General features: G+C 66.4%; 26 protein-coding genes. 14 read left to right on the plus strand and 12 right to left on the minus strand.

Going from position 1 to position 25939, the window contains the following annotated elements; all coding sequences use genetic code 11:
• The 11 genes from DZC52_RS10400 to DZC52_RS10450 all read left to right on the plus strand — a co-directional run bounded on the left by DZC52_RS10400 (position 1) and on the right by DZC52_RS10450 (position 8848).
• On the plus strand, positions 1-1059 hold the full coding sequence (locus DZC52_RS10400; RefSeq protein WP_116651079.1) for a PDZ domain-containing protein: 1059 nt from the start codon (positions 1-3) through the stop codon (positions 1057-1059).
• 172 nt (positions 1060-1231) lie between these two features.
• Positions 1232-1609: an ATP synthase subunit I gene (locus DZC52_RS10405; RefSeq protein WP_181918899.1), complete on the plus strand. Its 378-nt coding sequence runs from the start codon at positions 1232-1234 to the stop codon at positions 1607-1609.
• 27 nt (positions 1610-1636) lie between these two features.
• The gene (gene atpB, locus DZC52_RS10410; protein WP_220338332.1) at positions 1637-2422 is read left to right on the plus strand and encodes a F0F1 ATP synthase subunit A; all 786 of its coding nucleotides are present in this window, start codon (positions 1637-1639) and stop codon (positions 2420-2422) included.
• 58 nt (positions 2423-2480) lie between these two features.
• On the plus strand, positions 2481-2741 hold the full coding sequence (gene atpE, locus DZC52_RS10415; RefSeq protein WP_147307659.1) for a F0F1 ATP synthase subunit C: 261 nt from the start codon (positions 2481-2483) through the stop codon (positions 2739-2741).
• Between the two features lie 55 nt (positions 2742-2796).
• A complete protein-coding gene (locus tag DZC52_RS10420; protein ID WP_116651083.1) occupies positions 2797-3270 on the plus strand; it encodes a F0F1 ATP synthase subunit B in 474 nt (157 codons plus the stop codon).
• A gap of 3 nt (positions 3271-3273) precedes the next feature.
• Positions 3274-3810, plus strand: coding sequence for a F0F1 ATP synthase subunit delta (locus DZC52_RS10425; RefSeq protein WP_116651084.1), 537 nt, complete (start codon positions 3274-3276; stop codon positions 3808-3810).
• Between the two features lie 67 nt (positions 3811-3877).
• Entirely contained in the window at positions 3878-5425 is a 1548-nt protein-coding gene (atpA, locus tag DZC52_RS10430; RefSeq protein WP_116651085.1) for a F0F1 ATP synthase subunit alpha, read from the plus strand.
• A 51-nt stretch (positions 5426-5476) separates the two neighbouring features.
• A complete protein-coding gene (atpG, locus tag DZC52_RS10435) occupies positions 5477-6340 on the plus strand; it encodes a F0F1 ATP synthase subunit gamma (protein ID WP_116651086.1) in 864 nt (287 codons plus the stop codon).
• An 80-nt stretch (positions 6341-6420) separates the two neighbouring features.
• Positions 6421-7812 carry a F0F1 ATP synthase subunit beta gene (gene atpD / locus DZC52_RS10440; RefSeq protein WP_116651087.1) on the plus strand — a complete coding sequence of 464 codons (1392 nt, stop codon included), beginning with the start codon at positions 6421-6423 and terminating at the stop codon, positions 7810-7812.
• Between the two features lie 60 nt (positions 7813-7872).
• Positions 7873-8298: a F0F1 ATP synthase subunit epsilon gene (locus tag DZC52_RS10445; protein WP_116651088.1), complete on the plus strand. Its 426-nt coding sequence runs from the start codon at positions 7873-7875 to the stop codon at positions 8296-8298.
• A 136-nt stretch (positions 8299-8434) separates the two neighbouring features.
• Positions 8435-8848, plus strand: coding sequence for a DUF3465 domain-containing protein (locus DZC52_RS10450; protein ID WP_181918900.1), 414 nt, complete (start codon positions 8435-8437; stop codon positions 8846-8848).
• A gap of 61 nt (positions 8849-8909) precedes the next feature.
• Here DZC52_RS10450 and DZC52_RS10455 read toward each other — a convergent pair whose 3' ends face one another.
• Positions 8910-9596 carry a polymer-forming cytoskeletal protein gene (locus DZC52_RS10455; protein ID WP_116651090.1) on the minus strand — a complete coding sequence of 229 codons (687 nt, stop codon included), beginning with the start codon at positions 9594-9596 and terminating at the stop codon, positions 8910-8912.
• Between the two features lie 76 nt (positions 9597-9672).
• Positions 9673-10521 (minus strand): tRNA 2-thiocytidine(32) synthetase TtcA, encoded by an 849-nt coding sequence (gene ttcA, locus DZC52_RS10460; protein WP_116651091.1) that lies wholly within the window; start codon positions 10519-10521, stop codon positions 9673-9675.
• Positions 10522-10565: 44 nt separating this feature from the next.
• Here ttcA and DZC52_RS10465 point away from each other — a divergent pair, with 44 nt between their 5' ends.
• Positions 10566-10769, plus strand: coding sequence for a YdcH family protein (locus DZC52_RS10465; protein WP_116651092.1), 204 nt, complete (start codon positions 10566-10568; stop codon positions 10767-10769).
• Between the two features lie 26 nt (positions 10770-10795).
• On the opposite strand, the gene plsB is transcribed toward DZC52_RS10465, so the two are convergent.
• The 10 genes from plsB to pyrE form a co-directional block, all read right to left on the minus strand.
• Positions 10796-13303, minus strand: coding sequence for a glycerol-3-phosphate 1-O-acyltransferase PlsB (gene plsB / locus DZC52_RS10470; RefSeq protein WP_181918901.1), 2508 nt, complete (start codon positions 13301-13303; stop codon positions 10796-10798).
• A 231-nt stretch (positions 13304-13534) separates the two neighbouring features.
• On the minus strand, positions 13535-14251 hold the full coding sequence (pyrF, locus tag DZC52_RS10475) for an orotidine-5'-phosphate decarboxylase (protein WP_116651094.1): 717 nt from the start codon (positions 14249-14251) through the stop codon (positions 13535-13537).
• Positions 14238-15071 (minus strand): alpha/beta hydrolase, encoded by an 834-nt coding sequence (locus DZC52_RS10480; protein WP_116651095.1) that lies wholly within the window; start codon positions 15069-15071, stop codon positions 14238-14240. Before DZC52_RS10480 ends, pyrF begins: the two co-directional genes overlap by 14 nt.
• Complete coding sequence (uvrD, locus tag DZC52_RS10485; protein WP_116651096.1) at positions 15071-17242, minus strand: DNA helicase II; 2172 nt, start codon at positions 17240-17242, stop codon at positions 15071-15073. Before uvrD ends, DZC52_RS10480 begins: the two co-directional genes overlap by 1 nt.
• Before the next feature lie 6 nt (positions 17243-17248).
• Positions 17249-18529 (minus strand): phosphoribosylamine--glycine ligase, encoded by a 1281-nt coding sequence (gene purD, locus DZC52_RS10490; protein ID WP_116651097.1) that lies wholly within the window; start codon positions 18527-18529, stop codon positions 17249-17251.
• 275 nt (positions 18530-18804) lie between these two features.
• Entirely contained in the window at positions 18805-20346 is a 1542-nt protein-coding gene (gene purH / locus DZC52_RS10495) for a bifunctional phosphoribosylaminoimidazolecarboxamide formyltransferase/IMP cyclohydrolase (RefSeq protein ID WP_116651098.1), read from the minus strand.
• A gap of 9 nt (positions 20347-20355) precedes the next feature.
• The gene (locus DZC52_RS10500; RefSeq protein WP_116651099.1) at positions 20356-20607 is read right to left on the minus strand and encodes a helix-turn-helix domain-containing protein; all 252 of its coding nucleotides are present in this window, start codon (positions 20605-20607) and stop codon (positions 20356-20358) included.
• Between the two features lie 80 nt (positions 20608-20687).
• The gene (locus tag DZC52_RS10505) at positions 20688-21449 is read right to left on the minus strand and encodes a DUF3426 domain-containing protein (protein ID WP_116651100.1); all 762 of its coding nucleotides are present in this window, start codon (positions 21447-21449) and stop codon (positions 20688-20690) included.
• A 10-nt stretch (positions 21450-21459) separates the two neighbouring features.
• Positions 21460-22086, minus strand: coding sequence for a DUF4124 domain-containing protein (locus DZC52_RS10510; protein ID WP_116651101.1), 627 nt, complete (start codon positions 22084-22086; stop codon positions 21460-21462).
• 8 nt (positions 22087-22094) lie between these two features.
• The gene (gene pyrE / locus DZC52_RS10515; protein WP_116651102.1) at positions 22095-22739 is read right to left on the minus strand and encodes an orotate phosphoribosyltransferase; all 645 of its coding nucleotides are present in this window, start codon (positions 22737-22739) and stop codon (positions 22095-22097) included.
• Between the two features lie 88 nt (positions 22740-22827).
• Between pyrE and DZC52_RS10520 the strand changes: the two genes are divergently transcribed.
• A complete protein-coding gene (locus DZC52_RS10520) occupies positions 22828-23556 on the plus strand; it encodes an ABC transporter ATP-binding protein (RefSeq protein ID WP_116651103.1) in 729 nt (242 codons plus the stop codon).
• Positions 23557-23561: 5 nt separating this feature from the next.
• Positions 23562-25925, plus strand: a complete 2364-nt coding sequence (locus DZC52_RS10525) for an ABC transporter permease (RefSeq protein ID WP_116651104.1) — start codon at positions 23562-23564, stop codon at positions 25923-25925.
• The last annotated feature ends 14 nt before the right edge of the window (positions 25926-25939 follow it).

A 25939-nucleotide genomic window follows, 5' to 3' on the forward strand; every position in this document is an offset into this window, starting at 1 on the left:
ATGAGAGTAATGCTGATTGCACTGACCATCCTGACGCTGATGGCGCCCCAGTGGGCGGCTGCGCAGGACGAAGCGGGCGGCGCGGATGCGGCCGAGGAAGCCGCCAAACGCGAAGCCCTGCGCGCCGAACTCGAGCAGGCTCGCAACGAAGTGGCCGAGGCCGCCCGCAAGCTGGCCCGGATCCAGCGTGAACTGGCCGACGTGGACGTCGAAGCCATGCGCTTCGAGCGGCTCGAAGCCCTGGAAGAGATGGAGCATCTCAAGGGGTTCGAGGGCGAGATGGCGGGCATGGAAGAGCGCATCCACCGCGAAGTGATCCGCGGCCTGCGCATGACCCGGCCGCGCCTGGGCGTCCTGCTCGGTGGCGAGGACGATCCCAACGAGATCGTCGGCGTCACCCCCGGCAGCGGCGCCGAGAAGGCCGGCATCGAGTCCGGTGACCGACTGATCGCCATTGACGGGCAGGCCGTCGATGCCGCCGACCCCGACAGCCTGCGTGCCCCGATGGAGGGCGTCGAGGCCGGCGACAGCGTACCGGTCGAGATCGAACGCAACGGCGAACGAATGACCCTGGACGTCACGGTGTCCTCGCCGGCCCGCAACTTCCACGTGATCACGCACGACATCAAGGGGCCGCCGCCGGCGCCGGATGCGCCCGATGCCCCCCGAATCGACCGGGAGGTGATCGTCATCGATGGCGACCGGAAGTGGGTCCCCGAGCCGCCCCTGCCTCCGCGTCTCGCCGGACTCGGCCGCCACAGCGACATGATCAGCAACCACGCCGGGCTCGAGCCCTATTTCGGAACCGCCGAGGGCGTGGTCGTCCTGCGCATCGATCCCGACAATCCCCTCCGGCTCGAGGACGGCGACGTCGTGCTGAGCATAGACGGTGAGGCCGTCGACCGGCCGGTCGAAATCGGCCGGGTCCTGCTCGGCCGGGGCGGCGAGACGGTCAGCCTCGAGGTCATGCGCGCCGGCGAGCGCATCACGATCGACGCCGAGCTGCCCGCCTCGAAAGCGGTCTCCGCGTTGCTGCGGCAGTTCCATCCCGGCCTGTGATCCGGGCCGCGGGCGGCACACGGCTTGCCGCCCGCTTTTCTCCCCTGCTATAATTCTCTGGATTTGTGGCCACCGGTGATGCCTTAAGCGTCGGCGGTGGCATTTTTGTCGATGCGCATCGACGTTTCGACAGGCCCGACATCGAAGCAGGACAGTGGCGAGGGACGGACAGGTGCAGGAGAGATTCGCGCACACCGTGGTCTGGCTGCTTCGCCTGCAGGCGGTGCTCAGCGTGATCGGAGCGCTCGCCTTCGGCCTGCTGGCCGGCGTCCCGCAGGGGCTGGCCGTGCTGGTGGGCGGCGGCATCGGCATCGTGCTCACGGCCGTCAGCGCGCTGCGCGCCGGAGCGGTCTCGAGCGGCGCCGAGCCGTCGCAGATGATGGGGGCCTTCTACAGAGCCATGGCGCTGAAGCTGGCCCTGGCGGTGGTGCTGTTCGTCATCGTCGCCAAGTGGTTTGCCGGTTTCTTCGCGCCGGTGCTGACAGGATACGTGGCCACCGTACTGGCCTACTGGTTTGCGCTGTTGCGCCTCGGGCGCGCGGCTTCGTGATGAATTGAGAGCAAGGACGACCCGATCGTGAGTTTTGCAGTCGCAGCAGCCGGATCTTCCCCGACCGAATACGTCTCGCACCACCTCGAGCACCTCAAGGTGGGCGAAGGGCTGTGGACCTTCCACGTCGACACCCTGTTCTTCTCCATCGTGCTCGGCGCATTGATGCTGCTGGTCATGATGATGGCCGCGCGTCGCGCAACCTCGGGCGTGCCGGGCAAGCTGCAGAACTTCGTCGAGGTGCTGGTCGACTTCGTCGACAACTCGGTCAAGGAAAGCTTCCACGGACCGCGCGAGTTCGTTGCGCCGCTGGCGATGACCATCTTCGTGTGGGTCCTGCTGTGGAACATCATGGACCTGATTCCGGTCGACTACCTGCCGCTGCTGGCGAGCAAGATGGGCCTGGACTACCTTCGGGTCGTGCCTTCGGCCGACGTCAACGCGCCGTTCGCGCTGTCGCTGTCGGTTCTGGTCCTGATCCTGGTCTACAGCGTCAAGGGCAAGGGCTTCGCGGGATTCGGCAAGGAGATGCTGTTTCATCCCTTCGGCAAGAATCCGCTGCTGTGGCCGGCCAACATCCTGCTCAATATCGTCGAGCTGGTGGCCAAACCGGTCTCGCTGGCGCTGCGACTGTTCGGCAACCTCTACGCGGCCGAGCTGATCTTCATCCTGATTGCCATGCTGCCGTGGTGGATCCAGTTCATCCCCGGCGGCGCCTGGGCGGTGTTCCACATTCTCGTGGTGCCGCTGCAGGCCTTCATCTTCATGACGCTGACGATCGTGTATCTGTCGCTGGCGTATGAAGAGCACTGATTCGATTAACCCGTAACCCAAGCTCAAGTAGCAAATCACCAGGAGAACGAAAGTGGAAATGATCGCAACCATCCAGGCCAGCACCGCCATCGCCGTCGGTCTGATCTTCGCCTTTGCCGCGCTCGGCACCGGTATCGGTTTCGGCCTGCTCGGCGGCAAGTTCCTCGAAGGCGCGAGCCGCCAGCCGGAACTGGCCGGCATGCTGCAGGTTCGCATGTTCATCATCGCCGGCCTGCTCGACGCCCTGTCGATCATCGGCGTGGCCTTCGCCGCCCTGCTGCTGTTCGCCAACCCGCTGCTGGCTGCCCTGGGCAGCTGATCGGCGCGAGTAACCGTTTACTGAAACCAAACGCGAATTACTGCAGGGGAATGCTATGGATGTCTCGCTAGGCACCCTGGTTGGCCAGGCCGGCACCTTCCTGGTGCTGGTCCTGGTCACGATGAAGTACGTCTGGCCGCCTCTGACCCAGGCCATGGAAGAGCGTCGGCGCAAGATCGCCGAAGGCCTGGCCCAGTCCGAGGAAGCCGAACAGGCGCTCGACAAGGCCAATGCCGAAGCCGACGAGATCATCCGCGAGGCCCGTCGCAAGGCCGGCGAGATCATCGAGCAGGCCAGCCAGCGCGGTAACCAGCTCGTCGAGCAGGCCAAGGAAGAGGCCATCGCCGAGCGCGACCGCCAGGTGCAGGCGGCCGAAGCGGAAATCCGCCAGGCCACCAACCAGGCCCGCGAGGCGCTACGCGAGCGCGTCGCCGAACTGGCCATCGCTGGCGCCGGACGCGTGATCGAGTCCGAGATCGACGACAAGCGGCATCGCGAGATGCTCGACAAGCTGGCCGCGGAACTGTAAGCCATGCTCAACCGGACCACACTCGCCCGACCCTACGCCCGTGCCGCCTTCGAGGCGGCGCGTGACGCCGACACGCTGTCTCGCTGGAGCGAAGCGCTGGAACTCGCGTCCGAGATCGCCGGCACCGAGGAGATGCACTACCTCTCCGGCGATCCGCGCATGGGCGGCGACCGCCTGCTCGAGCTGATCACCGACATCGGCGGGGAGCGCTTCGACGAGTCGTTCACCAACTTTCTCAAGGTGGTGATCATGAACGGCCGCCTGGAGCTCCTTCCCGAGATTGCCGTTCAATACGAGCAATACCGGCGCGAAGCCGAGCAGCGCATCCGCGTCGAGGTGTACTCCGCGAAGCCGATGGACGACAAGGAGTCCGGCGATCTGGCCGAGCGCCTCAAGGCGCGCTTCGGGCGCGAAGTGGACATGCACGTCGAGGTCGACGAATCCCTGATCGGCGGGGCGGTAATCCGCGCCGGCGACAAGGTCATCGACGGCAGCGTGCGCGGTCGTCTCGAACAGCTGGGCCGACGAATCAACGCTTAAAACGGATCGGTCGCGACAGGTATCGGGTCGGCGACCGGAATGAATTGAATGTTCAAGGATTGCAATCATGCAGCAGACCCTCAACCCGACTGAAATTTCCGAACTGATCCGCAAGCGCGTCGAGCAGTTCGAAATCTCTTCCGAAGCGCGCACCGAAGGTACGGTGGTCAGCGTCTCCGACGGCATCTGCCGTCTCCATGGCCTCGACGATGCCATGCAGGGGGAGATGATCGAATTTCCCGGCGAAACCTACGGCCTGGCGCTCAACCTCGAGCGCGACTCGGTCGGCGCCGTGGTCATGGGCAACTACACCCACATCAACGAAGGCGACACCGTGCGCTGCACGGGCCGTATTCTCGAAGTGCCGGTGGGTGAAGCGCTGCTGGGTCGCGTGGTCGACTCGCTGGGCAATCCCATCGACGGCAACGGCCCGATCGACACCGAAACCACCGAGCCGATCGAGAAGATCGCCCCGGGCGTCATCGCGCGCCAGAGCGTCGACCAGCCGGTCCAGACCGGCCTGAAGTCGATCGACGCCATGGTGCCGGTCGGCCGCGGCCAGCGCGAGCTGATCATCGGCGACCGCCAGACCGGCAAGACTGCCGTGGCGATCGACGCGATCATCAACCAGAAGGGCAAGGGCATCAAGTGCATCTACGTCGCCGTGGGCCAGAAGGCCTCCTCGGTGGCCTCGGTGGTGCGCAAGCTCGAAGAGCACGGCGCGATGGAGCACACGATTGTCGTCGCCGCCAACGCCTCCGAGTCGGCCGCGCTGCAGTACATCGCGCCCTACGCCGGCTGCGCCATGGGCGAGTACTTCCGCGATCGCGGCGAAGACGCCCTGATCGTCTACGACGACCTTACCAAGCAGGCCTGGGCCTACCGCCAGGTGTCGCTGCTGCTGCGTCGTCCGCCGGGTCGTGAAGCCTACCCGGGCGACGTCTTCTATCTCCACTCGCGCCTGCTCGAGCGCGCCGCGCGCGTCAACGCCGAGTATGTCGAGAAGAAGACCAACGGCGAGGTCAAGGGCAAGACGGGCTCGCTGACCGCGCTGCCGATCATCGAGACCCAGGCCGGCGACGTCTCCGCCTTCGTCCCGACCAACGTCATCTCGATTACCGACGGCCAGATCTTCCTGGAGACCGACCTGTTCAACGCCGGTATCCGCCCGGCCATCAACGCCGGCCTGTCGGTCTCGCGCGTGGGTGGCTCGGCCCAGACCAAGATCATCAAGAAGCTCGGCGGCGGTGTTCGACTGGCGCTGGCCCAGTACCGCGAGCTGGCGGCGTTCTCGCAGTTCGCCTCCGACCTCGACGAATCGACCCGCAAGCAGCTCGAGCGCGGCCAGCGCATCACCGAGCTGATGAAGCAGCCGCAGTACACGCCGCTGTCGGTCGCCGAGATGGCCGTGTCGCTGTTCGCGGGCAACGAGGGCTACCTCGACGACCTGCCCCTGAACAAGGTCACCGACTTCGAGGCCGCGCTGCGCGACTACATGAACAGCAGCCACGAAGACCTGATGAGCAAGATCAACGACAGCGGTGACTGGAACGACGATCTCAAGGCCGAGCTGAAGAAGGCCTGTGACGAGTTCAAAAAGACCGGCAGCTGGTAAACGACCATCGATCGGACTGCAGTCAGTAACCACTAGGACACTGAGAGACATATGAGCGGATCAAGAGAAATCGTCGGTCAGATCAAGAGCGTGAAGAACACGCGCAAGGTCACCAGTGCGCTCGAGATGGTCTCGGCCAGCAAGATCCGAAAGGCCCAGGATCGCATGGAGGCCTCGCGGCCCTATGCGCGAATGATGCGCCAGGTGATTGGTCACCTCGCCCATGCCAACCCAGAGTATCGCCATCCATTCACCGTCGAGCGAGAGAATGTCAAGCGAGTGGCGTATGTGGTGATCGCGACCGACCGTGGTCTCTGCGGTGGTTTGAACACCAACCTGTTCCGCACCCTGCTGAGTGAGTTCCGGCGGTGGCAGGAACAGGGCGTTGAAGTGACCACCGTACTGATCGGCCGGAAGGCTTCGCAGTTTTTCCGTCGATTGAAGATCGACGTTTCCGCTGCAACCCAGGATCTCGGTGAGAGGCCGCGACTGGAAGACCTGATCGGATCGATCAAGGTTGTGCTCGACGGCTACAAGGAAGGCGAAATTGATCAGGTCTTCCTCTGTTATAACGATTTCATCAATACGATGACGCAGAGGGCGACAGCCGAGCAGGTCCTGCCGCTGCCGCCGACCGAGGACGAGCCCATGTTGCAGTACTGGGACTACCTCTACGAGCCCGACGCCGAGCAACTGCTCGACGATGTGCTTACGCGTTATGTGGAATCGCTGATCTACCAGGCGGCGCTGGAAAACGTGGCCAGTGAGCAGGCCGCCCGCATGGTTGCCATGAAGAGCGCTTCGGACAACGCCAGCGACCTGATCGACGACCTGCAGCTGGCCTACAACAAGGCCCGCCAGGCCTCGATTACGCAGGAAATTTCCGAGATTGTCAGCGGCGCCGCCGCGGTCTGATCGACCGCTCGCGCCTGAAACGAATTGAAAAACCGGCTGCGGACGGACGTTTGCCGCCAAACCAACACTGAGGTCGAAGCATGAGTTCTGGAAAGATTGTTCAGATTATCGGCGCCGTCGTGGACGTGGAGTTCCCGCGCGGCGAAGTGCCCAACGTCTATCACGCCCTGATCGTCGACGAAAAAGACATCATGCTGGAAGTCCAGCAGCAGCTCGGCGACGGCGTGGTGCGCACCATTGCGCTGGGCTCGACCGACGGCCTGACCCGTCACATTTCGGTCAGCAACACCGGCAAGCCCATCAGCGTTCCGGTCGGCACCAAGACCCTGGGCCGCATCATGGACGTCATGGGCAACCCGATCGACGAAGCCGGCGATATCGGCGAGGAAGAGCGCTGGCCGATCCACCGTGAAGCGCCCGCCTTCGACGAGCAGGCCGCCAGCAACGAACTGCTCGAGACCGGCATCAAGGTCATCGACCTTATCTGCCCCTTCGCCAAGGGCGGCAAAGTCGGCCTGTTCGGCGGCGCCGGCGTGGGCAAGACGGTCAACATGCTCGAGCTCATCCGCAACATCGCCATCGAGCACTCCGGCTACTCGGTGTTCGCCGGCGTGGGCGAGCGCACGCGCGAGGGCAACGACTTCTACCACGAGATGAAGGACTCCAACGTCCTCGACAAGGTGGCGCTGGTGTTCGGCCAGATGAACGAGCCGCCGGGTAACCGCCTGCGCGTGGCCCTGTCGGGCCTGACCATGGCCGAGTACTTCCGCGACGAAGGCCGCGACGTGCTGATGTTCATCGACAACATCTACCGCTATACCCTGGCCGGCACCGAAGTGTCCGCGCTGCTGGGTCGCATGCCGTCCGCCGTGGGTTATCAGCCGACGCTGGCCGAGGAAATGGGCGCCCTGCAGGAGCGCATTACCTCCACCAAGACCGGCTCGATCACCTCGATCCAGGCCGTCTACGTTCCGGCCGACGACCTCACCGACCCCTCGCCGGCCACGACCTTCGCCCACCTCGACGCGACCGTCGTTCTGGCGCGCTCGATCGCCGAGCTCGGCATCTACCCGGCCGTCGACCCGCTTGACTCGACCTCGCGGCAGCTCGATCCGCTGGTCGTGGGCCAGGAGCACTACGACGTCGCCCGCCAGGTGCAGGGCACGCTGCAGCGCTACAAGGAACTCAAGGACATCATCGCCATCCTCGGCATGGATGAGCTGAGCGAGGAAGACAAGCTGACCGTCGCGCGTGCGCGCAAGGTCGAGCGCTTCTTCTCGCAGCCGTTCTTCGTCGCCGAAGTCTTCACCGGATCACCGGGCGTGTACGTGTCGCTCAAGGACACGATCCGCGGCTTCAAGGGCATCTGCGAGGGCGAGTACGATCACCTGCCCGAGCAGGCCTTCTACATGGTGGGCACGATCGAGGAAGCCGTCGAGAAGGGCGAGAAGATGGCCCAGGAAGCGGCCTGATCGACCGCGCCCAATCGCAACTCGCCCACGTGCAATCGCCGGGTACGGAGTAGTTAAGGAATGGCATCGACAATTCATTGCGACATCGTCAGCGCCGAGGCCGAGATCTTCTCGGGCGAGGCCGCCATGGTCGTGGTCACCGGCGAGGAGGGTGAACTCGGCATCGCGCCGCGGCACGCCCCGCTGCTGACCCGGCTCAAGCCCGGCCAGGTGCGCGTCATGCTGCCCGAGGGCGGCGAGGAGTTCTACTACATCTCCGGCGGGCTGCTGGAAGTGCAGCCGCACGTGGTCACCGTCCTGTCGGACACGGCCGCGCGCGCCAGCGACCTGGACGAAGCCGCCGCCGTCAAGGCCAAGGAAGAAGCTGAACGGGCGCTTGCCGACCGCTCTGCCGACATGGAAGTGGCCCAGGCCCAGGCCCAGCTGGCCGAGGCCATGGCGCAGCTGGCTGCCCTCGAGCGCCTTAGGAAGTCACTGAAGCGTTGACCGAAGTCGGCCGCGACCGGCGGCCCCGATCGCATCGTTCGAGAATGCCCCGGCCAGTCCGGGGCATTTTTTTGCCTTGATGCGGTCTATAAGGAAAATCTGGTATCGTGAAACGACAAAAGGGAAGGAGAAGGCCATGGCAACACACACCCGTGTGCTCATGATCATGGTATTCGTCATCGGGGTAGCGGGCTGCGGCGGCGGAGACGCCCTGCCCGACAACGAGCGTCTTCTGAACGCTTTCCAACAGGGGCGGACAGGAGTCTGGGTCAGCGGCCACGGCACCGTGGCACAGCTGATCGGCGACGTAACCATTGCGGGCGAAGCCCATCAACGAGTCGTCGTGAATGTCGACGACAGCCTGGACCTGATCGTCAGGCATTCCGTCGAAGCCTCCGAACGGGTTCCGTTTGCCCAGGGCGACCCAGTCGCCTTTCAGGGTCGCTACGAATGGAACGGTCGAGGCGGGGTTCTGGGCTATACGCACCATGATCCCGAACAGCCCGGCGAGGGCGGCTGGATCCGCCACGACGGAACGACCTACGACTAGAGCCGGTACCGTACGGGGTCGCCCGAGCCCGGCGCGGGACCGCGACCGGGTTCTCCCGCTGTCAGGGCGAGTCACCGCTGTAGCGCTGCGGTTCGGCGCCTTCCACGTCGCCGATCTCGGCGCTGTCGTGAACGAAAAGATTCACCGGGCGCTCGAAAACGAGCGGGCCGTCGACCTTGCTGTCCGCGCCGATGACGACGCGGACGGGATCATGCTCGCCGAACGAGAAGCCCTGGGGCTTGGCCACTTTGAGGCGGCCCTTGACGTGGCTCCCTTCGAGAATCTCGATGTTTCCATTCGTCGTTCCGATCGCCGAGGCTTCCGCGCCGGTCAGCTTGATCCGGCCGTTGACCGTCGACACCGTGCCCTCGGCCACCGCGCCGGATTCGAGGTTGATGCTGCCGTTGACCGTGCTGACCGACCCGGCGACCCGGCTTCGCTCTCCGACAGACACCCGGCCGTTGACGTTTTCCAGGGTGCCGTTGACCACGATTGCCTCGGCCAGGCTGATGCTGCCATTGACGGCACTCAGCTCGCCGACGACCGAATTCGCGCCGACCTCGACCGACCCGTTCACCGACGAGACCTCGCCGTTGACCTGACAGTCGCTGCCGATGCTGATCGAGCCGTTCACCACCGAGATGTCGTCATCGTGGACCGAGCCGTCGGCCAGGGAAAAGTCTCCCACGACCGAACCGCAGCCGGCCAGCAGGAGGAGGGCAAACAGGACTAGGAAAGTGCGCTTCATGGCTTGGACTCCTCGAAATGGGGCGACAAAAGGTTCATGATGCACCCGGCCAGCCCGGCCGCGCCAGTGTCTTAAGTCACGAGCGATCCAGCGCCAGGCCGGCGAAATCGAACAGTTCCCGGTCGCATAGTTGCGAGGGGGCCACGTTTCCCAGTGCCCGGAAAATCGACATCTTCCGGCCCGGCTGGGCTCGTTCCCACTCGGCGAGCATGCGTTTGATGTTCTGACGCTCGAGGTTGGGCTGACTGCCGCAGAGATTGCAGGGAATGATGGGGTAGCGCCGCAACTCCGCCAGGCGCTCCAGGTCCTTTTCGAGACAGTAGGCGAGGGGTCGGATGACGATGTTCTGCCCGTCGTCGCTCAACAACTTCGGCGGCATGCCCTTGAGTGCGGCACCGTGAAAGAGGTTGAGGAAGAAGGTTTCGACGATGTCGTCGAGGTGGTGCCCCAGTGCAATCTTGGTCAGGCCGTTTTCCCGCGCATACTCGTAGAGCGTGCCGCGCCGCATTCGGGAGCACAGCCCGCAGGTCGTCTTGCCCTCCGGCACCACGCGCTTGACCACCGAATAGGTGTCCTTCTCGATGACGTGGTAGTCCACGCCGAGCGACTCCAGGTACTCTGGCAGCACGTGTTCGGGAAACCCGGGCTGCTTCTGATCGAGGTTGACGGCCACCAGGTCGAACTTGATCGGCGCGGCCTGCTTGAGCCCGAGCAGCAGGTCGAGCATGGCGTAGGAGTCCTTACCCCCGGACAGGCAGACCATGATCCGATCGCCGGGCTCGATCATGTTGTAGTCCGTTACCGCCTGCCCGACCTGGCGGCGCAGGCGCTTGATCAGCTTGTTGGTGTTATATTGCTGCTTGCGCGACTTCTCGTCGCTCGGCTGATCCTCGACGACGGTCAGCGGCAGGGTGGCGCGGTTCATGGCTGCGCTCCGAGTGTTTCCAAACCCCTCATTCTAGCGGCAAAGTGACCGAAGACCTCGCCGAAATCACCGCCCGCCTGCACGAGCTCCGCGAAGAGCATCGCGATCTCGACCAGGCCATCGAGCGCATGGCCGACAATCCGGCCGTTGACCAGCTTCAGCTGCGCCGCCTCAAGAAGCGCAAATTGCGCCTGCGGGACCAGATTGCCTGGTACGAGAGTCGGCTGATTCCGGACCTCGACGCCTAGCGGCGGCTGCGCCGCCGCCAGCCGGCTCAGCTCTCCTCCCCGGTCAACTCGAGCAGCTCCGGCGTCACCTGGATGATGGTGTGCCGAATCTCCTTGCTCAGTACCAGCTTGGCGTCCCGGGCAAAGGTCTCGAGCTGCTTCCCGAAGACCAGGCAGCTGTCCTCGTCCCGGGACAGGAAGCCGCTTTCGAACATCGCCTCGATGAACTGCCGGAACAGGGTCCGGTCGTAGAACTCCGGTGCTTCGAATTCGTGCAGCAGGGAAATCCGCTGGGCGGCGAGGATGCAAAGCTGTTCGAGCTGGCGGCGGTTGAGCTTGCCGGAGCCGTTCTTGACCAGTACTGCCATGGTGATGAAGTAACGCTCGAACGTTTGCAGCAGGGAGCCGCCGAGCAGGCGCAGGTAGTAGCTTTCGTCGCTGCCGCCGGGTGCGCGCTGCAGGACGTCGCCGGAGGCGCGCAGCAGCTCGAGCTCGATCAGGGAGTCGATACAGCGCTCGACCACGCCGTCCAGCTCTTCGTCCGACCAGGGCAGGAAGAGCTCACGCTGCAGGAACGGGTAGACCGTGCGGCTGAGGTTGCGCAACCGCGAGCGGCGAACCCGCTGTGTGTTGAGAAAGCAGCAGGCGATCCAGGCGGTAACCGCGAGGAGGTGCGCGGTGTTGTTTCGGAAATAGGTCAGCAGCACCGCGCGTGTGGCGTCGGTGCGGATGATGTTGCCCAGGCGGTGCTCCTGGCGTTCGACGATGCCCAGCTCCAGCCCGTACTCCACGACCTGCCCTGGTGTCATGCGCGTGATGGTGATGCGATCGGAATAGCTGCTCAGACGCACTACGTTCTTGAGCACGCCGATCATCTTCTCAAGGTCGTCCTCGTCGAGGGCGTGTTTGCGGCTGGCCAGCAGCGCCGTGGCCAGGAGGTTGACCGGGTTCACGTCGGCCGAGCGATTGATGTTGACCATGATGCGCTCGGACAGGTCGTCCACGACGTCGCCGAGCCAGGGCGGCTTGCTGCCGTTGTCGAGCTTCTCGCCGCGCCAGCCGGGATTGTGGTCGTCGAGCATGCTCTCGAGCTTGATGGGCTCGCCGAAGCTGACCGTCACCTCGCCGTAGTTCTTGCGCAGGATGTTGACCAGATTGCGGAAATCTGAAAGGGACTCCGGCTTTTTCTGCTGGCCCGAAAGCTCGGAAATGTAGGAGCTGCCCTCGGCCAGACGCTCGTACCCGATGTAGACCGGCTGGAATAGTAGCGGCCGCGAGGGATTGCGCAGGAACGCCCGCACGGTGATCGAGAGCATGCCGCCCTTCGGTGGCAGCAGGCGGCCGGTACGCGAGCGGGTGCCTTCGATGAAATACTCCAGGGCCACGCCCCGGTCGAGGATCAGCGTGACGTACTGGTTGAACACAGCCGCGTAGAGCGGCTGCGAGCGGAAGGAACGGCGCAGGAAGAACGCCCCGCCGCGGCGCAGCAGCGGGCCCACCAGGGGCATGTTGAGGTTCACGCCGGCGGCAATGTGCGGCGGAACGAATCCCCGGTGGTAAAGCAGGTAGGACAGCAGCATGTAGTCGATGTGGCTGCGATGGCAGGGCACGTACACGATTTCGTGGCCCGCCTGCGCCTCGCGGAACTGGCTGAAATGGTGGACGACCACGCCCCGGTAGATGCGGCTCCAGAACCAGGTCAGCAGCAAGTCGGCGATTCGCACGAAGGCGTAGGAATAGTCGGCCGAGATCTCGCGGGCGTACTTGCGCGCGATCAGCTCGGCCTTGTCTTCGCTGATGTCGTCGCGACGGGCCTTGGCCGTGATGGCCTGCTGCACGGACTCTGAACGGATCACGCGCTCGACCAGCGTTCGCCGGTGCGAGCGGTCCGGGCCGATGGCTGCCGTGCGAACGCGCTTGAAGTGCACGCGCAGGACCCGGCTGATACGGCCCAGGGCCTGGGAACTGTCCTCCGTCTCGGCCAGTACTTCGCCCACGTCGACCGGCTTGCCGAACTGGACCATCGTGGCGCGGCCATTGATGACCGTCGAGAAAAGGCGGCGGATGCGGCCCGCGACGCCCCAGTTCTCGGAGAACAGGATCTTGAAGATGCTGTCTTCCTTGTCGGGCGCGCGACCGATGAGCACGCTGACCGGCACGATCTGCACCTGCGCGATGTCGGTGGTATCGGCATGCCCCAGCAGTTGTCGCAGCATTTGCGAATGCCGGCGCCGCTGCAGCCGTCGGATGAAGACTCCGCCGTAGCGGCGCGAAGCCCCGTAGGATCGCGGCAGCATGCCCTCGCCCACCCGGAAGGCCTCGCCCGGTCGTGGCCAGCCCAGCTTGCGGCAGACTTCATCGACGATCAGCAGGGAGCTCAGGGCATAGGTGTCGAGCACGTAGAAGACCGGCCGCTCGGGATCGATGTCGAGTTCCGACAGGTCCTCGGGCAGCACGGTGGTGCGCACCCACCAGTGCAGTATGCGCCGGAGCAGGTTCAGCCAGGCGCCGTAGAGCCGGGCCGGCAGGCCGATTGAGGGGCTGGTTCGCTGCATGACTGGGGTCGAGGTTCGGGGCGGCAAGTTTACCATCCGGGTCGGAGGGCCCTGCGCAAAGAAAAACCGGGCGCCCCTGCAGGGCGGCCCGGAGAAGTCGGCAAAAGCCGATAGGACTGTATTGATTGTTGATCGCGGGGACGCGAACGAAACCTCGAATTCACCTCCCTCGACGCAAAATCATATACCAGGGCGGCTTATCTAATCAAGTTTTTCACGAAAGTTATATAACTAACTGAAATAACTAGCTATCTCTTCCTGTATGCCCGCCGCCGCGGCCGTCGGGTCGGCCGCATCGCGGATCGGGCGGCCGACCACGATGTAGTCGGCGCCGGCCGCGAAGGCGTCGTGTGCGCTGAGCGTGCGCTTTTGCTCGTCGCGGTTGGCCACCGGCCGGATGCCCGGGCAGACGGCGACCAGCCGGTCGTCGACCTCGCGTCGCAGTGCCGGAACTTCCAGGCCCGAGGAGATCACGCCGGTACAGCCGATCTCGAAGGCGCGCCTCGCGCGCGAGAGTACAAGCGACTCGACGTCGCACTGGAATCCCAGGTCGTCGAGGTCGCCCTGGTCCAGGCTGGTCAGGGCGGTGACGGCGAGGATCCCCATCTCGCCCCGGTTGGCGACCGCTTCGGCCAGCATGCCGTCGTTGCCGTGCACGGTCAGGAAGTCGACGTCGCGGCGCGCGAGCTGGGCTGTGGCGCGACCCACGGTGGGCGGGATATCGAACAGTTTGAGGTCGGCGAAGACGCGCTTGCCGGCCTGCTTGAGTTCATCGGCCAGTTCGAAGTAGTGGCCGCTCAGGAAGAACTCCAGGCCGAGCTTGTAGAAGCGGACGTGTTCGCCCAGTTGCCGGATCAGGCCGCGCGCGCGGTCGATGTCGGGCACGTCGAGCGCGAAGATCAGGCGTTCGGCGTCGGGAATGTTGCGACGGTTCTCAGGCAGGCTCATTGAAATGCTCCAGGATGCTCGGGGCGATGCGGTCGGGGTGCACCATGTGCAGGTGATGGCCGCCGGGGCAGCTCACCGTCTCGCGGCGATGGCGCAGCGCGGCCAGGCGCAGGCCGAACATGCGCGAATCCATCAGGCCGGTGCCTGCCTCGGAGTGGATGTTGAGGACCGGGCACTCGATGCCGGCGATCAGGTCGATGACCTGGGGTTCGGTATAGCGATGGGCCGTGGGCCAGGTCAGCCGCAGGTCGTGGCCCCACTGCCAGCCGCCCTCGACCTCGACAAGCCCGCGCTCGGCCAGCAGGCGGGTCGACGCCTCGGTGAGGTCGCTGCCCTGGCGCCGCGCGGCGATCGCGTCCTCGCGCCGGGCGTGCACACGCCGCTCGCGCGGCTTCGAGCGCGCCACCGCCTTGCGCCAGCCCTCGGCCGTGCGGTCGGCCGGTGCCGACAAGGGGCCCAGTCCCTCGATGAGCGCCATCGACCGCACCCGTTGCGGTGCGGCGGCGGCCACCAGGGTCGACACCGCGCCGCCGAGCGAGTGTCCGAGCAGGTTCGCCCGTTCCCAGCCCAACGCATCGAGCACGGCCAGCACGTCGAAGGCATAGTCGTCGAAGTGATAGCGCGCGCCTTCGGGGCGGGGCGCGGAGCGGCCGTGCCCGGGAAAGTCGATGGCCACGAGGTCGAGCCCTTCGAGGTGCTCGGCCAGCGGGAGAAAGGAGTTGGCGTTGTCGAGCCAGCCGTGCAGGGCCAGCACCGGGATCTCGCCCGCGCGCTGCCGCAGCCCGGCGACCCGACCGTCGAGCAGCTCGACGGTCTCCATCAGTCCAGCCGCTCCAGGTTGGCGTAGGACAGCACCAGCCACTTCTGGCCGGCAGTCTCGAAATTGATCTGCACGCGCGCGTTGGGGCCGCTGCCCTCGACGTTGACCACGGTGCCGATGCCGAAGCGCTCGTGGCTGACGGTCGAGCCCAGGTTGAAGTCGTGCTCCGGCCCGGGCTGCGACATACCGCCGCCACCGAAAGACGTACCGGCGTAGCGGGCGGCCCGCGGGCGCACCTGCTCGGTCAGCTCCTCGGGGAGCTCATCGAGGAAGCGCGAGGGATAGGTCGTCGAGGTCTGGCCGTGGAGCATGCGCGACTCGGCGTAGGTCAGGTACAGGCGCTGCATGGCGCGGGTCATGCCGACGTAGCACAGGCGACGCTCTTCGGACAGGCGCCCCGGCTCCTCGGTCGATTTCTGGTGAGGGAAAAGGCCCTCCTCCATGCCGGACAGGAACACCAGGGGAAACTCCAGGCCCTTGGCCGAGTGCAGGGTCATCAGCTGCACGCAATCCTGCCACTTCTCGCCCTGGTGCTCGCCCGCCTCCAGCGCGGCCTGGGCCAGGAACGAGGCCAGCGGGCTCAGGCCCGACTGCTCGTCCTCGAGCGGCTGGTCAAAGGTCTCGGCGGCGCGAATCAGCTCGGTCAGGTTTTCCTCCCGCGATTCGGCGCGATCGGGCGCCTCGCGCTGCCGGTACCAGCGCGCCAGGTCGGCGGTCTCGACCACCGCCGACATCAGCTCGCCCAGCGAGGCGTCGCGCGTGCGCCGGTCGAGGTCGTTGATGATCTCGAGGAACTGTGCCACCGCGTTGCCGGCGCGTGCGGCGAAGGCGCCGGAATCGCGCATGGCCGTGGCGGCGGCAAACAGGGAGGTTCCGGCAGATCGCGCGTGCTCGCGGATGGCGGCCACGGTGCGCTCGCCGATGCCGCGCGCGGGCACGTTGACCACCCGCTCGAAGGCCGGGTCGTCGTCGCGGTTGTGGACCAGTCTGAGGTAGCCCATGGCGTCCTTGATCTCGGCGCGCTCGAAGAAGCGCTGCCCGCCGTAGACGCGATAGGGAATGCCTTCGGCCAGCAGCTGGTGTTCGAACAGGCGCGACTGGGCATTGGAGCGATACAGCACCGCCGCTTCCGAGGCTGCGCCGCCCTGCTCGAGCCAGTCGCGGATGCGCGCGACCACGAACTCGGCTTCCTCCTCGGCGCTGAAGGCCGAGAAGATGCCGATGGGCTCGCCCTGCTCGCCCTCGGTCCACAGGTTCTTGCCCATCCGTTCTTCGTTGTTGGCGATCACCCGGTTGGCCGCCTCGAGGATGGTCGCCGTCGAGCGGTAGTTCTGCTCCAGGCGGATCACGGTCGGGTCGAAGTCGCGCGCGAAGTCCGAGACGTTCTCGACCCGCGCGCCGCGCCAGCCGTAGATCGACTGGTCGTCGTCACCGACGACGAACAGGCGGGCGCGATCACCGGCGATGATGCGTACCAGCGCGTACTGGAGCTTGTTGGTGTCCTGGAATTCGTCGATCAGGATATGACCGAAGCGGTCGCGGTACTGCGCCTGGCGCGCCGGGTTGTCGCGCAGCAGTTCGAGCGTGCGCAGCAGCAGCTCGGCGAAATCCACCAGGCCCGAGCGCTCGCAGTAGTCCTGGTAGTTGCGGTAGATCGCCACCTGGGTGAGCGCATGCGGGTTGTCGAAGGGCTCGATGTGCTCGGGCCGGCGCCCCTCGTCCTTGTGATGGTTGATGAAGCCCTGCTGCTGCCGGGCCGGATACTCGCCCTCGTCGAGCTCCATGTCGCGGATCACGCGCCGGATCAGGCGGTACTGGTCCTCGCTGTCGAGGATCTGGAAGGTCTCGGGCAGGCCGACGTCGGCGGCATGCATGCGCAGGATGCGGTGGCAGATGCCGTGGAAGGTGCCGATCCACAGCCCGTCGGGACGCAGGCCCAGCAGCTTGCCGACGCGCGCGCGCATTTCGCCGGCGGCCTTGTTGGTGAAGGTCACCGCCAGCAGGCCCATCGGGCTGACGTGGTGGACCTGGATCAGCCAGGCGATGCGATGGACGAGTACGCGCGTCTTGCCCGAGCCCGCACCGGCGAGCACCAGCACGTGCCCGTCCTCGGCCGTGACGGCCTCACGCTGCGCGTCGTTGAGATCCTCGAGCAGGTGGCTGACGTCCATGCGGCGTCAGCTCCGTTCGATCGCCCGGAAACCGATATCCGACCGGTAGAAGGCGTCCTCGAAGCCGACCTGGGCGATCCACTGGTAGGCCAGTGCCTGGGCCTGTTTCGGCGTGTCGCCCAGGGCGCACAATGCGAGCACGCGCCCGCCGCTGGTCACCACGCGGCCTTCGTCGTCGATGGCCGTTCCGGCGTGAAAGATCTTCACGTCGGCGGGGAAGTTCGAGTCGAGCCCCGTGATCGGGTGGCCCTTCTCGTAGCTTCCGGGATAGCCGCCCGCGGCCATGACCACGGCCAGGGCCGTGCGTTCGTCCCACTCGGGCTCGATCTCGTCGAGCGTGCCTTCGAGAGCGTGCTCGATGATCTCGACGAGGTCGGATTCGAGCCGGAACAGGATCGGCTGCGTTTCGGGGTCGCCGAAGCGCACGTTGAACTCCAGCACCTTCGGTCCGGTGGCGGTGAGCATCACGCCGGCGTAGAGAAAGCCGGTGAACGCCGAGTCGTCCTCGGCGAGTCCCGCGAGCGTCGGCTCGATGACCTCCTCGACGATTCGGCGGTGGATCGTCTCGTCTACGACGGGGGCCGGCGAATAGGCCCCCATGCCGCCGGTGTTGGGCCCGCGGTCGCCGTCATCGCGGCGTTTGTGGTCCTGGCTGGAGGCCATAGAAAGGAACTGCCGCCCGCTGGCGACGACGATGAAACTGGCCTCCTCGCCGACCAGGAACTCCTCGATGACCACGCGCCGGCCGGCCTGTCCGAAGGCCTCACCGGAAAGCATGTCTTCGAGCGTGGCGCGGGCGTCGGCCTCGGTCTCGGCGATCACCACGCCCTTGCCGGCCGCCAGGCCGTCGGCCTTGAGCACCACCGGCAGGCCGATGCCGTGGATCATCTCCATGCCTTCCTCGACATCGTCGACCACGCCGAAGGCGGCGGTGGGGATGTCGTGGCGGAACATGAAATCCTTGGCGAATGCCTTGGACGACTCCAGGCGCGCAGCGTCGGCGCTCGGGCCGAAGCACTTCAGGCCGGCCGCCTCGAAGCGGTCGACGATGCCGGCGGCCAGCGGCGCCTCCGGACCGACCACGGTCAGGCCGGCCGATTCGGCCCGGGCCAGCTCGATCAGCCCGTCGATGTCCTCGGCCCCGACCGCGGCATTGCGCATGCCCGGCTCGGAGGCCGTGCCGGCATTGCCGGGCGCGACGATGACTTCCGAAACCTTGTCCGACTGCGCCAGCTTCCAGGCCAACGCATGCTCACGACCACCGCCGCCGACGACGAGGACTTTCATGGGGTGCTTATCCGGGTTTTGGGGTACCGAGTCATTGTAGCGCGGCTTCGGTTGTGTTCGGGGATGGTACGGGGTTCTCGCAACGGCGCAATGGCGCGAAGGCCGCAATGAAAAGAAAGAAAAAAGTTTCTTGGAGAACCGGGTGCCGGAGCGTCTTCGGCTTCTCAGGGATTTACTGTTGTTCGGTCTTCTTCAGTCGTTTTCAGCCATTCTTTGCGATCGTTGCGCCACTGCGCCGTTGCGAGAAACGACAAGCCACCGGCGCCGGCTGACGCTCAATGCCGAAAGTGCCGCCGCCCCGTCAGGACCATGGCGATGCCGTGCTTGTTGCAGGCGTCGATGACTTCCTGGTCCCGCTTCGAGCCGCCGGGTTGGATGACGGCGCGGATGCCGCGTTCGGCGGCGGCTTCGATGCTGTCGGCGAAGGGGAAGAAGGCGTCGGAGGCCATCACGGCGCCGTCGAGCGACAGGCCGGCGGCCTCGGCCTTGATCGCGGCGAAGCGGGCCGAATCGACGCGGCTCATCTGGCCGGCGCCGATGCCCACGGTGGCGCGATCCTTCGCATAGACGATGGCGTTGGAGCGAACCAGGCGCACCGCCGCCCAGGCGAAACGCAGATCGTCGAGCTCGGCGTCGTCGGGCGAGCGTTCGGTAACGATCTCGAGCGGGGGCACCGTTTGCCAGTCGTCGGCCGCCTGGACCAGCCAGCCGCCGTCGATCGCTTGCAACTCCAGCGGTTGCGGCGCGGCGTCGCCGGGTGTGAGCACGCGAACGTTGGGCTTGGCGGCCAGCATCTCGCGAGCCTCGCCGCTCACCGACGGGGCGATCAGCACTTCCATGAACTGTTTGAGGAGACGCGAGGCGAGCGCACCGTCGACCTCCCGGTTGACCGCGATGATGCCGCCGAAGGCCGAGGTCGGGTCGCAGGCGAGCGCCTTGTCGTAGGCTTCGGCGATGCCTGCGCCCTGGGCCGCACCGCAGGGGTTGGTGTGCTTGACGATCACGCAGGCCGGTGCCTCACCCAGGCTCCTGATGCCGGCCCAGGCGGCGTCGGCGTCGAGCAGGTTGTTGTAGCTCAGGGGCTTGCCCTGCAGCGGCTGGCAGCCGGCCAGGCCGTGCGCGCCCTGGCCGCGCACGCGGTAGACGCCGGCGGCCTGGTGGGGGTTCTCGCCGTAGCGCAGCGGCTGCAGGGCATCGAGCGCCAGGTTGAGCCTTGGCGGCAACTCGCTTTCGGCGTCGTGGGCCGAGAGCCACTGGCTGATCTGGCCGTCATAGGCGCAGGTGTGCGCGAAGGCCTTCGTGGCCAGGCCGCGCCGACCGCGTTCGTCGGGGCCTTCGGGCAGGGAGTCGATGAAACCGGGGTAGTCGTCCGGGTCGCACAGTACGCAGACGTCGCGGTGATTCTTGGCCGCCGCGCGCAGCATGGCCGGGCCGCCGATGTCGATGTTCTCGATGGCCTCGCCGAGCGTGCAGTCGGGGTTGGCCACGGTTTCGGCGAAGGGATAGAGGTTGACCACAACCACGTCGATGCCCTCGATGCCGTGCTCGGCCATCACCGACGCGTCGGTGTCGCGCCGGCCGAGGATGCCGCCATGGATCTTCGGATGCAGGGTCTTGACCCGACCGTCCATGATTTCGGGGAAGCCCGTCACTTCGCCGACTTCGGTGACGGTCAGCCCCGCCTCGGTCAGGGTTCGCGCCGTCCCGCCGGTCGATAGCAGCCCGAAGCCTGCCTGGTCGAGACGGCGTGCGAGTTCCACCAGCCCGCGCTTGTCGGACACGCTCAGCAGGGCCCAGCGTCGATTCGGATTATTCATGGGGTGTGGCTACTCCAGGCCGTAGCGGCGGATGCGGTTGCGCAGCGTGGTGCGGGTGATACCCAGGATGTCGGAAGCCTTCGACTGGTTGCCGCCGGTGTGCTCGAGCACGGTCTCGACGAGCGCGCGTTCGGCTTCGCCCATGATCAGGCCGTGCAGGTTGTCGGGCGGCGTGTGGCCCATGTCGTCCAGGTACTGGCGGACGACGCAGCGCACGAATTCATGCAGGCACGGGCCCTGGTCTGGCTGCTTATCGGACAAGCTTCGAGTCCCTCGACAGGCTTGGAATGTTCGGCCATTGCGGCGGACCGCAAACCTTAGCACATCCGGAAGAGCTTCTATTAGTGGAAACGCATCTGGAAGCCCGCCGGCTGGCCCGTTCCGACCACGAATTCCAGCAGTATGGGCATGACCACCCCGGCGGGCAGGCCGCGCTCGACGACTTCCGGGTCGCGGATGTACTCCTCCGGCCGCAGGCGCCGGACGCCGAGCACCTGCTGGCTGGCGTCGAAGAACCGCACCTCGACGATCGGGAAGGGCACGGAACGGTCGGCCTGGTTGCGCAGGCTGGCGCTGATGACGACGGCGTCGTCCAGGCTGGGATGGGGGTGCAGGTCGCGCGAGACGATCTGGATGGCCTCGTTCGGGTCGAGGCCGGTGTCGAGTTGGCCCGAGCCGCCGAGCCAGCGCGCCACCGGCGAGCCGGGCGTCTGCCACAGGGCCCACAGCTGCACCAGCAGCAACAGGACCAGGGCGCCGCTGATCGCCGGCCACAGCCACCGGCGGCCTTCGCTTTCGGCGCCGTCGTTCTCGAACCCCGGCAGTGGCTCGATCGGCCCGGTCTCCTCGCTGTCGTCCTCCGGTTCGTCGAAGTACTCTACCGGCAGTTCGGCCTGCACCATGTCGGGGTGCTCGAGCATGGGCGGCATGCCGGTACCGCGCAGCGGTTCGTCGGCGGCATCGGGGTGCTGCTCGAAGAGCTGGGAGAGGCTGTTGAAGGTCTTGCCGCAGTTGCCGCAGCGAACCACGCCGGCGGCCTCGGCGAGCAGGCGGGCCGGAATCTCGTAGACCGCCTGGCAGGCCGGACAGCGCGTGTAGTACACGGCGGTGGCCTCAGCCGTCCTCTTGGCGCGGCGCGGTCAGGTCGCGGTAGCGCTCGAGGTTGGCCGCGAAGCGGTCGCGGGCTTCCTGCTCGCGCTCCTCGAGGCGCTCGAGATCGCCGCGCAGGCTGCGCAGTTCGGCGCGGGTGTCGTCGATTTCGGTCTGAAGCCGGTCCGGCACGTTCCGGCCCTGTCGATTGAGTTCGGCCGCTCGGCCGACCAGGCTTTCGAACCGGTTCTCGACCAGGTCCAGGGCCATGCGCGTCGAGGCGCGCTGGCTCTCGATGCCGGCCAATTGCATGTCCAGGGCTTCGCGCAGGTCTTCCTCGCTGCTGTAGGTGGCCAGCAGCATCCGGTCGCGGGCTTCCTGGCTGCGTTCGGCCGCTTCCTGTCGGGCCTGCTCGGCGCGCTGTCGCCGCCGCTCGGCGATTTCTTCCGGGCTCAGCGCCGGCTCGACGCGCTCGCGCACCGTGCCGTCGGGGGCCAGGCGGACGTAGCCGTAATCCTTGAACTCGGGGGGAACGGACTGGCCGTAGTGCGTCTCGCCCTCGTCGTCGACCCAGCGATACACGGACTGGGCATGGGCCGCGGACGCGGCCAGGGCGAGCGGCAGGAACAGCAGCAGAATCTTGCGCAGCATTGGAGAAATCACGCGCCGTAGCGTTGTTGGTAGCCTATCACGGCATCGAGACTCGCCGGCGGGCGGTCGTGGGATGCCAGCCAGTCGATGAGATCCTGCAGGCTGGCGATCGACACCACCTGCAATCCACGGGATTCGACAACCTGCACCGCCGAACGTTCGTCCTCGGTGCCGCGTTCCTGGCGGTCGAGGGCGATGGCCACGCCGGTCGCGGTGGCACCCGCGTCGGCGATGATGTCGAGCGCCTCCCCGATCGAGGTTCCGGCCGAGATCACGTCGTCGACGATCAGTACGCGCCCGGCCAGCGGGGCACCCACCAGAACGCCGCCTTCGCCGTGGCGCTTGGCTTCCTTGCGGTTGTAGGCGAAAGGCACGTCGATGCCGTGATCGCGCGACAGGCTCAGCGCCACGGCCGTGGCCAGCGGAATGCCCTTGTAGGCCGGTCCGAAGAGCATGTCGAATTCGACGCCGGCATCGACGATGGCTTCCGCGTAGCAGCGCGAGAGCGTGTCGATGGCCGCGCCGGTGCTGAACTCGCCGGCGTTGAAGAAATACGGGCTCTCGCGCCCGGACTTCAGGGTGAAGTTGCCGAAGCGCAGGGCCTCGCGGTCGAGGGCCAGCTGCAGGAAGCGTGTGGTGAAGGACTTGAGCATGTGTTCATTTTAGTGGAACACTTGATCGAGGTCATGCAGGCTCGGCCAGCCTGCCCTATTCTGCATTCCTCACATTCGGGGAGGCTCCATGACGCAGCGCACGGACAGCGAGCGGCCGGTCGTCTTCGAGGCCCGAGGGCTGACTCGGGTCTACCACATGGGCGAGGTGGCCATTCACGCCCTTCGCGGCGTCGACCTGGATCTCTACGCAGGCGAGCTGGTCGTGATGCTCGGCGCCTCCGGTTCGGGCAAGTCCACCTTGCTCAATATCCTGGGCGGCCTCGACGCGCCCACCGAGGGCACGATCCGCTACCGGGGCGAGTTGCTCGGCGACGGCGGCGAGCGTGAGCTGACCCGATTCCGGCGCGAGCACGTCGGCTTCGTCTTCCAGTTCTACAACATGATTCCCAGCCTGACGGCGCTCGAGAACGTCGCCGTGGTCACCGACATCGCGCGCGAACCGATGGCGCCGATCGAGGCCCTGCGCCTGGTCGGGCTGGAAGACCGCGCCGATCACTTTCCTTCGCAGCTTTCCGGCGGCGAGCAGCAGCGCGTGGCCATCGCCCGGGCCGTGGCCAAGCGTCCGGCCGTGCTGATGTGCGACGAACCCACCGGGGCGCTGGACTCGAAGACCGGCATCCGTGTGCTCGAGGTGATCGAGCAGGTCAACCGCGAAATCGGCACGACCACCGTGGTGATCACCCACAACGCGGTGATCGCGCGCATGGCCGACCGCGTCGTGCGTCTGCGCGACGGCCGCATCGACGCCATCGACCACAACGCCGAGCGCGCCGAGCCGGCGTCGCTAAGCTGGTAGCTGCGATGCGCGCGCTCGACCACAAGCTGCTGCGGGATTTCTCCGGGCTGAAGGGGCAGGTGGCGGCCATTGCCGTCGTGATCGCCGCCGGCGTGATGACCCTGATCATCGCCGTGACCTCGCTCGACGCGATCAGCTACGGTCAGCGGGCCTTCTACCGCGATCACGCTTTTGCCGACGTGTTCGCGGAGCTCAAGCGCGCCCCGGAATATCTGGCCGGCAAGATCGCTTCGGTCGATGGCGTTAACCGGGTTCACACGCGCGTTGTCGCCCCGGTGCGGCTCGAGATCGCCGGCTTCGAGGACCCGGTCAGCGGGCAGCTGATCAGCATCCCCGACGGCGACCAACCGCCGATCAACAGCCTGCACCTGCGCGAGGGGCGGCTGCCCGAATCCGGCCGGGCCGACAGTGTGGCCGTCAGCGAGCCCTTCGCCGAAGCGCACGGCCTGCGTGCCGGTGACCGGCTGCGCGCGATCATCAACGGCCGGCTGGAGACCCTGACCGTCAGCGGCATCGTGCTCTCGCCCGAGTACATCTACCAGCTCGGACCCGCCGACCTGATTCCCGATTACGAGCGCTTCGGCGTGCTGTGGATGAACCGTCGCGCGCTCGCCCGGGCCTTCGACATGGACGGCGCCTTCAACAGCGTGGTCCTGACCCTGCAGGCGGGCGTCGGGCCCGAGCCGGTGATCGCCGAGCTCGACCGCCTGCTGGCCGACTACGGCACGCTCGGCGCCTACGCCCGCGATGAACAGGTCTCGCATCGCATCCTGTCTCAGGAAATCGACCAGCTGCAGGTCACCTCGGTGATCCTGCCGGCGATCTTCCTGGGCGTTTCCGCCTTCCTGCTCAGCGTGCTGATGGGGCGGATCGTGCGTAACCAGCGTCAACAGGTCGCCGTCCTCAAGGCCTTCGGCTACAGCAGCGCCGAGCTGATCCGGCACTACGCGGTGCTCACCGCGGCGATCGTGCTCGTCGGCGTGCTCGTCGGCGTGATCCTCGGGGCCTGGGCGGCCGACTGGGTGGCCGAGCTGTACATGCAATACTTCCGCTTTCCCGAGACCCGCTTCGAGGTGCGGCCCCAGGTGATCGTCCTGGGCACGGCGGTGTCGGGTGCGGCGGCCATGCTCGGAACCTGGCGCGCCGTGCGCGAGGCGGCCGTCCTGGCGCCGGCGGTGGCCATGCGCCCGCCCGCGCCGGCCACTTTTCGCCGCGGCTGGCTGGATCGCTCGCGCTTGCGCCGCTGGATCGACCAGCCGACGCGGATCATCCTGCGCAACCTCGGCCGCCATCGCATCAAGGCCTCGCTGTCGGTGCTGGGCATTGCGCTGTCGGTCGCGCTGCTGGTCGTGGGCGGCTACCAGTTCAACGCCATCGATCAGCTCATCGACACGCAGTACCGCAAGGTGCTGAAGATGGACGCCATCGTGCACTTCAACGACGTCGCGCCCGAGCGCGCGGCAGCGGAATTGCTTCACTATCCCGGTGTCGAGCACGTCGAAGCCTTTCGCAGTGTGCCCGTGCGCCTGGTTCACGGCGTGCGCGACTACCGCACCGCCATCGAGGGCATGAATCGCCGCCCCGTCCTGCGCGGGCTCATCGACCGCGCGGGCGTCGACCAGGAGCTGCCCGAATCGGGCCTGGTGCTCACCGACTACCTGGCCGAGCACCTCGGCGCGCGTCCCGGCGACCTGATCGATGTCGAGATCAAGACCGGGCACCGCCGAACCGTCCAGGTGCCGCTCGCCGGCGTGGTCGCCGAACCCCTGGGCGTGAGCGCCTACATGGCCCGGCCCGCCCTCAACCGCCTGATGCGCGAGGGACCGGCGGCCTCCGGCTTCTGGTTGTCGCTGGACCGCAGCGAGGAAACCGCGCTCTTCCGCGAGTTGTGGGACGTTCCGAAGGTGGCCGGTATCGGGCTGATTGCGCAGGCCGAGGCCGACATTCGGGGCTACATCGAGGACACCATGCTCGGCACGATGGGCGTCATGCTCTTGCTGGCCGTTTCGATCGCCTTCGCCGTGGTCTACAACAGCGCCCGCATCGCCTTTGCCGAGCGCGAGCGCGAACTGGCCACGCTGCGGGTGCTGGGCTTCGGCCGCGGCGAAGTCGCCTGGATCCTGGTCGGGGAGCTCTTCGTGTTGACCCTGCTGGCGATCCCGCTGGGCTGGTTGCTGGGCACCGGGCTGGCCTGGATTCTCACCGAGGCAATCGAGATGGACCTGTTTCGCATCCCCTTCGTGATCAGCCGTCAGGCCTACGCGATGTCGGCGGCCGGCGTGCTGGCTGCCGCCGTGCTGTCGGCGCTGCTCATCGCGCCCCGCCTGGCACGCCTCGACATGGTCACGGCGCTGAAGTCGGTCGAGTAGCGGATATGTACGGA

Origin of the sequence: Wenzhouxiangella sediminis (assembly GCF_003410055.1) — a bacterium.
In the GTDB taxonomy this organism is placed as follows: domain Bacteria; phylum Pseudomonadota; class Gammaproteobacteria; order Xanthomonadales; family Wenzhouxiangellaceae; genus Wenzhouxiangella; species Wenzhouxiangella sediminis.

Excerpts from the sequence above, each read along its gene's own strand:
- DZC52_RS10400 (WP_116651079.1), top strand. The coding sequence starts at position 1 with ATGAGAGTAATGCTGATTGCACTGACCATCCTGACGCTGATGGCGCCC.
- atpE (WP_147307659.1), top strand. The coding sequence starts at position 2,481 with ATGATCGCAACCATCCAGGCCAGCACCGCCATCGCCGTCGGTCTGATC.
- DZC52_RS10420 (WP_116651083.1), top strand. The coding sequence starts at position 2,797 with ATGGATGTCTCGCTAGGCACCCTGGTTGGCCAGGCCGGCACCTTCCTG.
- DZC52_RS10425 (WP_116651084.1), top strand. The coding sequence starts at position 3,274 with ATGCTCAACCGGACCACACTCGCCCGACCCTACGCCCGTGCCGCCTTC.
- atpA (WP_116651085.1), top strand. The coding sequence starts at position 3,878 with ATGCAGCAGACCCTCAACCCGACTGAAATTTCCGAACTGATCCGCAAG.
- atpG (WP_116651086.1), top strand. The coding sequence starts at position 5,477 with ATGAGCGGATCAAGAGAAATCGTCGGTCAGATCAAGAGCGTGAAGAAC.
- atpD (WP_116651087.1), top strand. The coding sequence starts at position 6,421 with ATGAGTTCTGGAAAGATTGTTCAGATTATCGGCGCCGTCGTGGACGTG.
- DZC52_RS10445 (WP_116651088.1), top strand. The coding sequence starts at position 7,873 with ATGGCATCGACAATTCATTGCGACATCGTCAGCGCCGAGGCCGAGATC.
- DZC52_RS10450 (WP_181918900.1), top strand. The coding sequence starts at position 8,435 with ATGGCAACACACACCCGTGTGCTCATGATCATGGTATTCGTCATCGGG.
- DZC52_RS10455 (WP_116651090.1), bottom strand. The coding sequence starts at position 9,596 with ATGAAGCGCACTTTCCTAGTCCTGTTTGCCCTCCTCCTGCTGGCCGGC.
- ttcA (WP_116651091.1), bottom strand. The coding sequence starts at position 10,521 with ATGAACCGCGCCACCCTGCCGCTGACCGTCGTCGAGGATCAGCCGAGC.
- plsB (WP_181918901.1), bottom strand. The coding sequence starts at position 13,303 with ATGCAGCGAACCAGCCCCTCAATCGGCCTGCCGGCCCGGCTCTACGGC.
- pyrF (WP_116651094.1), bottom strand. The coding sequence starts at position 14,251 with ATGAGCCTGCCTGAGAACCGTCGCAACATTCCCGACGCCGAACGCCTG.
- DZC52_RS10480 (WP_116651095.1), bottom strand. The coding sequence starts at position 15,071 with ATGGAGACCGTCGAGCTGCTCGACGGTCGGGTCGCCGGGCTGCGGCAG.
- uvrD (WP_116651096.1), bottom strand. The coding sequence starts at position 17,242 with ATGGACGTCAGCCACCTGCTCGAGGATCTCAACGACGCGCAGCGTGAG.
- purD (WP_116651097.1), bottom strand. The coding sequence starts at position 18,529 with ATGAAAGTCCTCGTCGTCGGCGGCGGTGGTCGTGAGCATGCGTTGGCC.
- purH (WP_116651098.1), bottom strand. The coding sequence starts at position 20,346 with ATGAATAATCCGAATCGACGCTGGGCCCTGCTGAGCGTGTCCGACAAG.
- DZC52_RS10510 (WP_116651101.1), bottom strand. The coding sequence starts at position 22,086 with ATGCTGCGCAAGATTCTGCTGCTGTTCCTGCCGCTCGCCCTGGCCGCG.
- pyrE (WP_116651102.1), bottom strand. The coding sequence starts at position 22,739 with ATGCTCAAGTCCTTCACCACACGCTTCCTGCAGCTGGCCCTCGACCGC.
- DZC52_RS10520 (WP_116651103.1), top strand. The coding sequence starts at position 22,828 with ATGACGCAGCGCACGGACAGCGAGCGGCCGGTCGTCTTCGAGGCCCGA.
- DZC52_RS10525 (WP_116651104.1), top strand. The coding sequence starts at position 23,562 with ATGCGCGCGCTCGACCACAAGCTGCTGCGGGATTTCTCCGGGCTGAAG.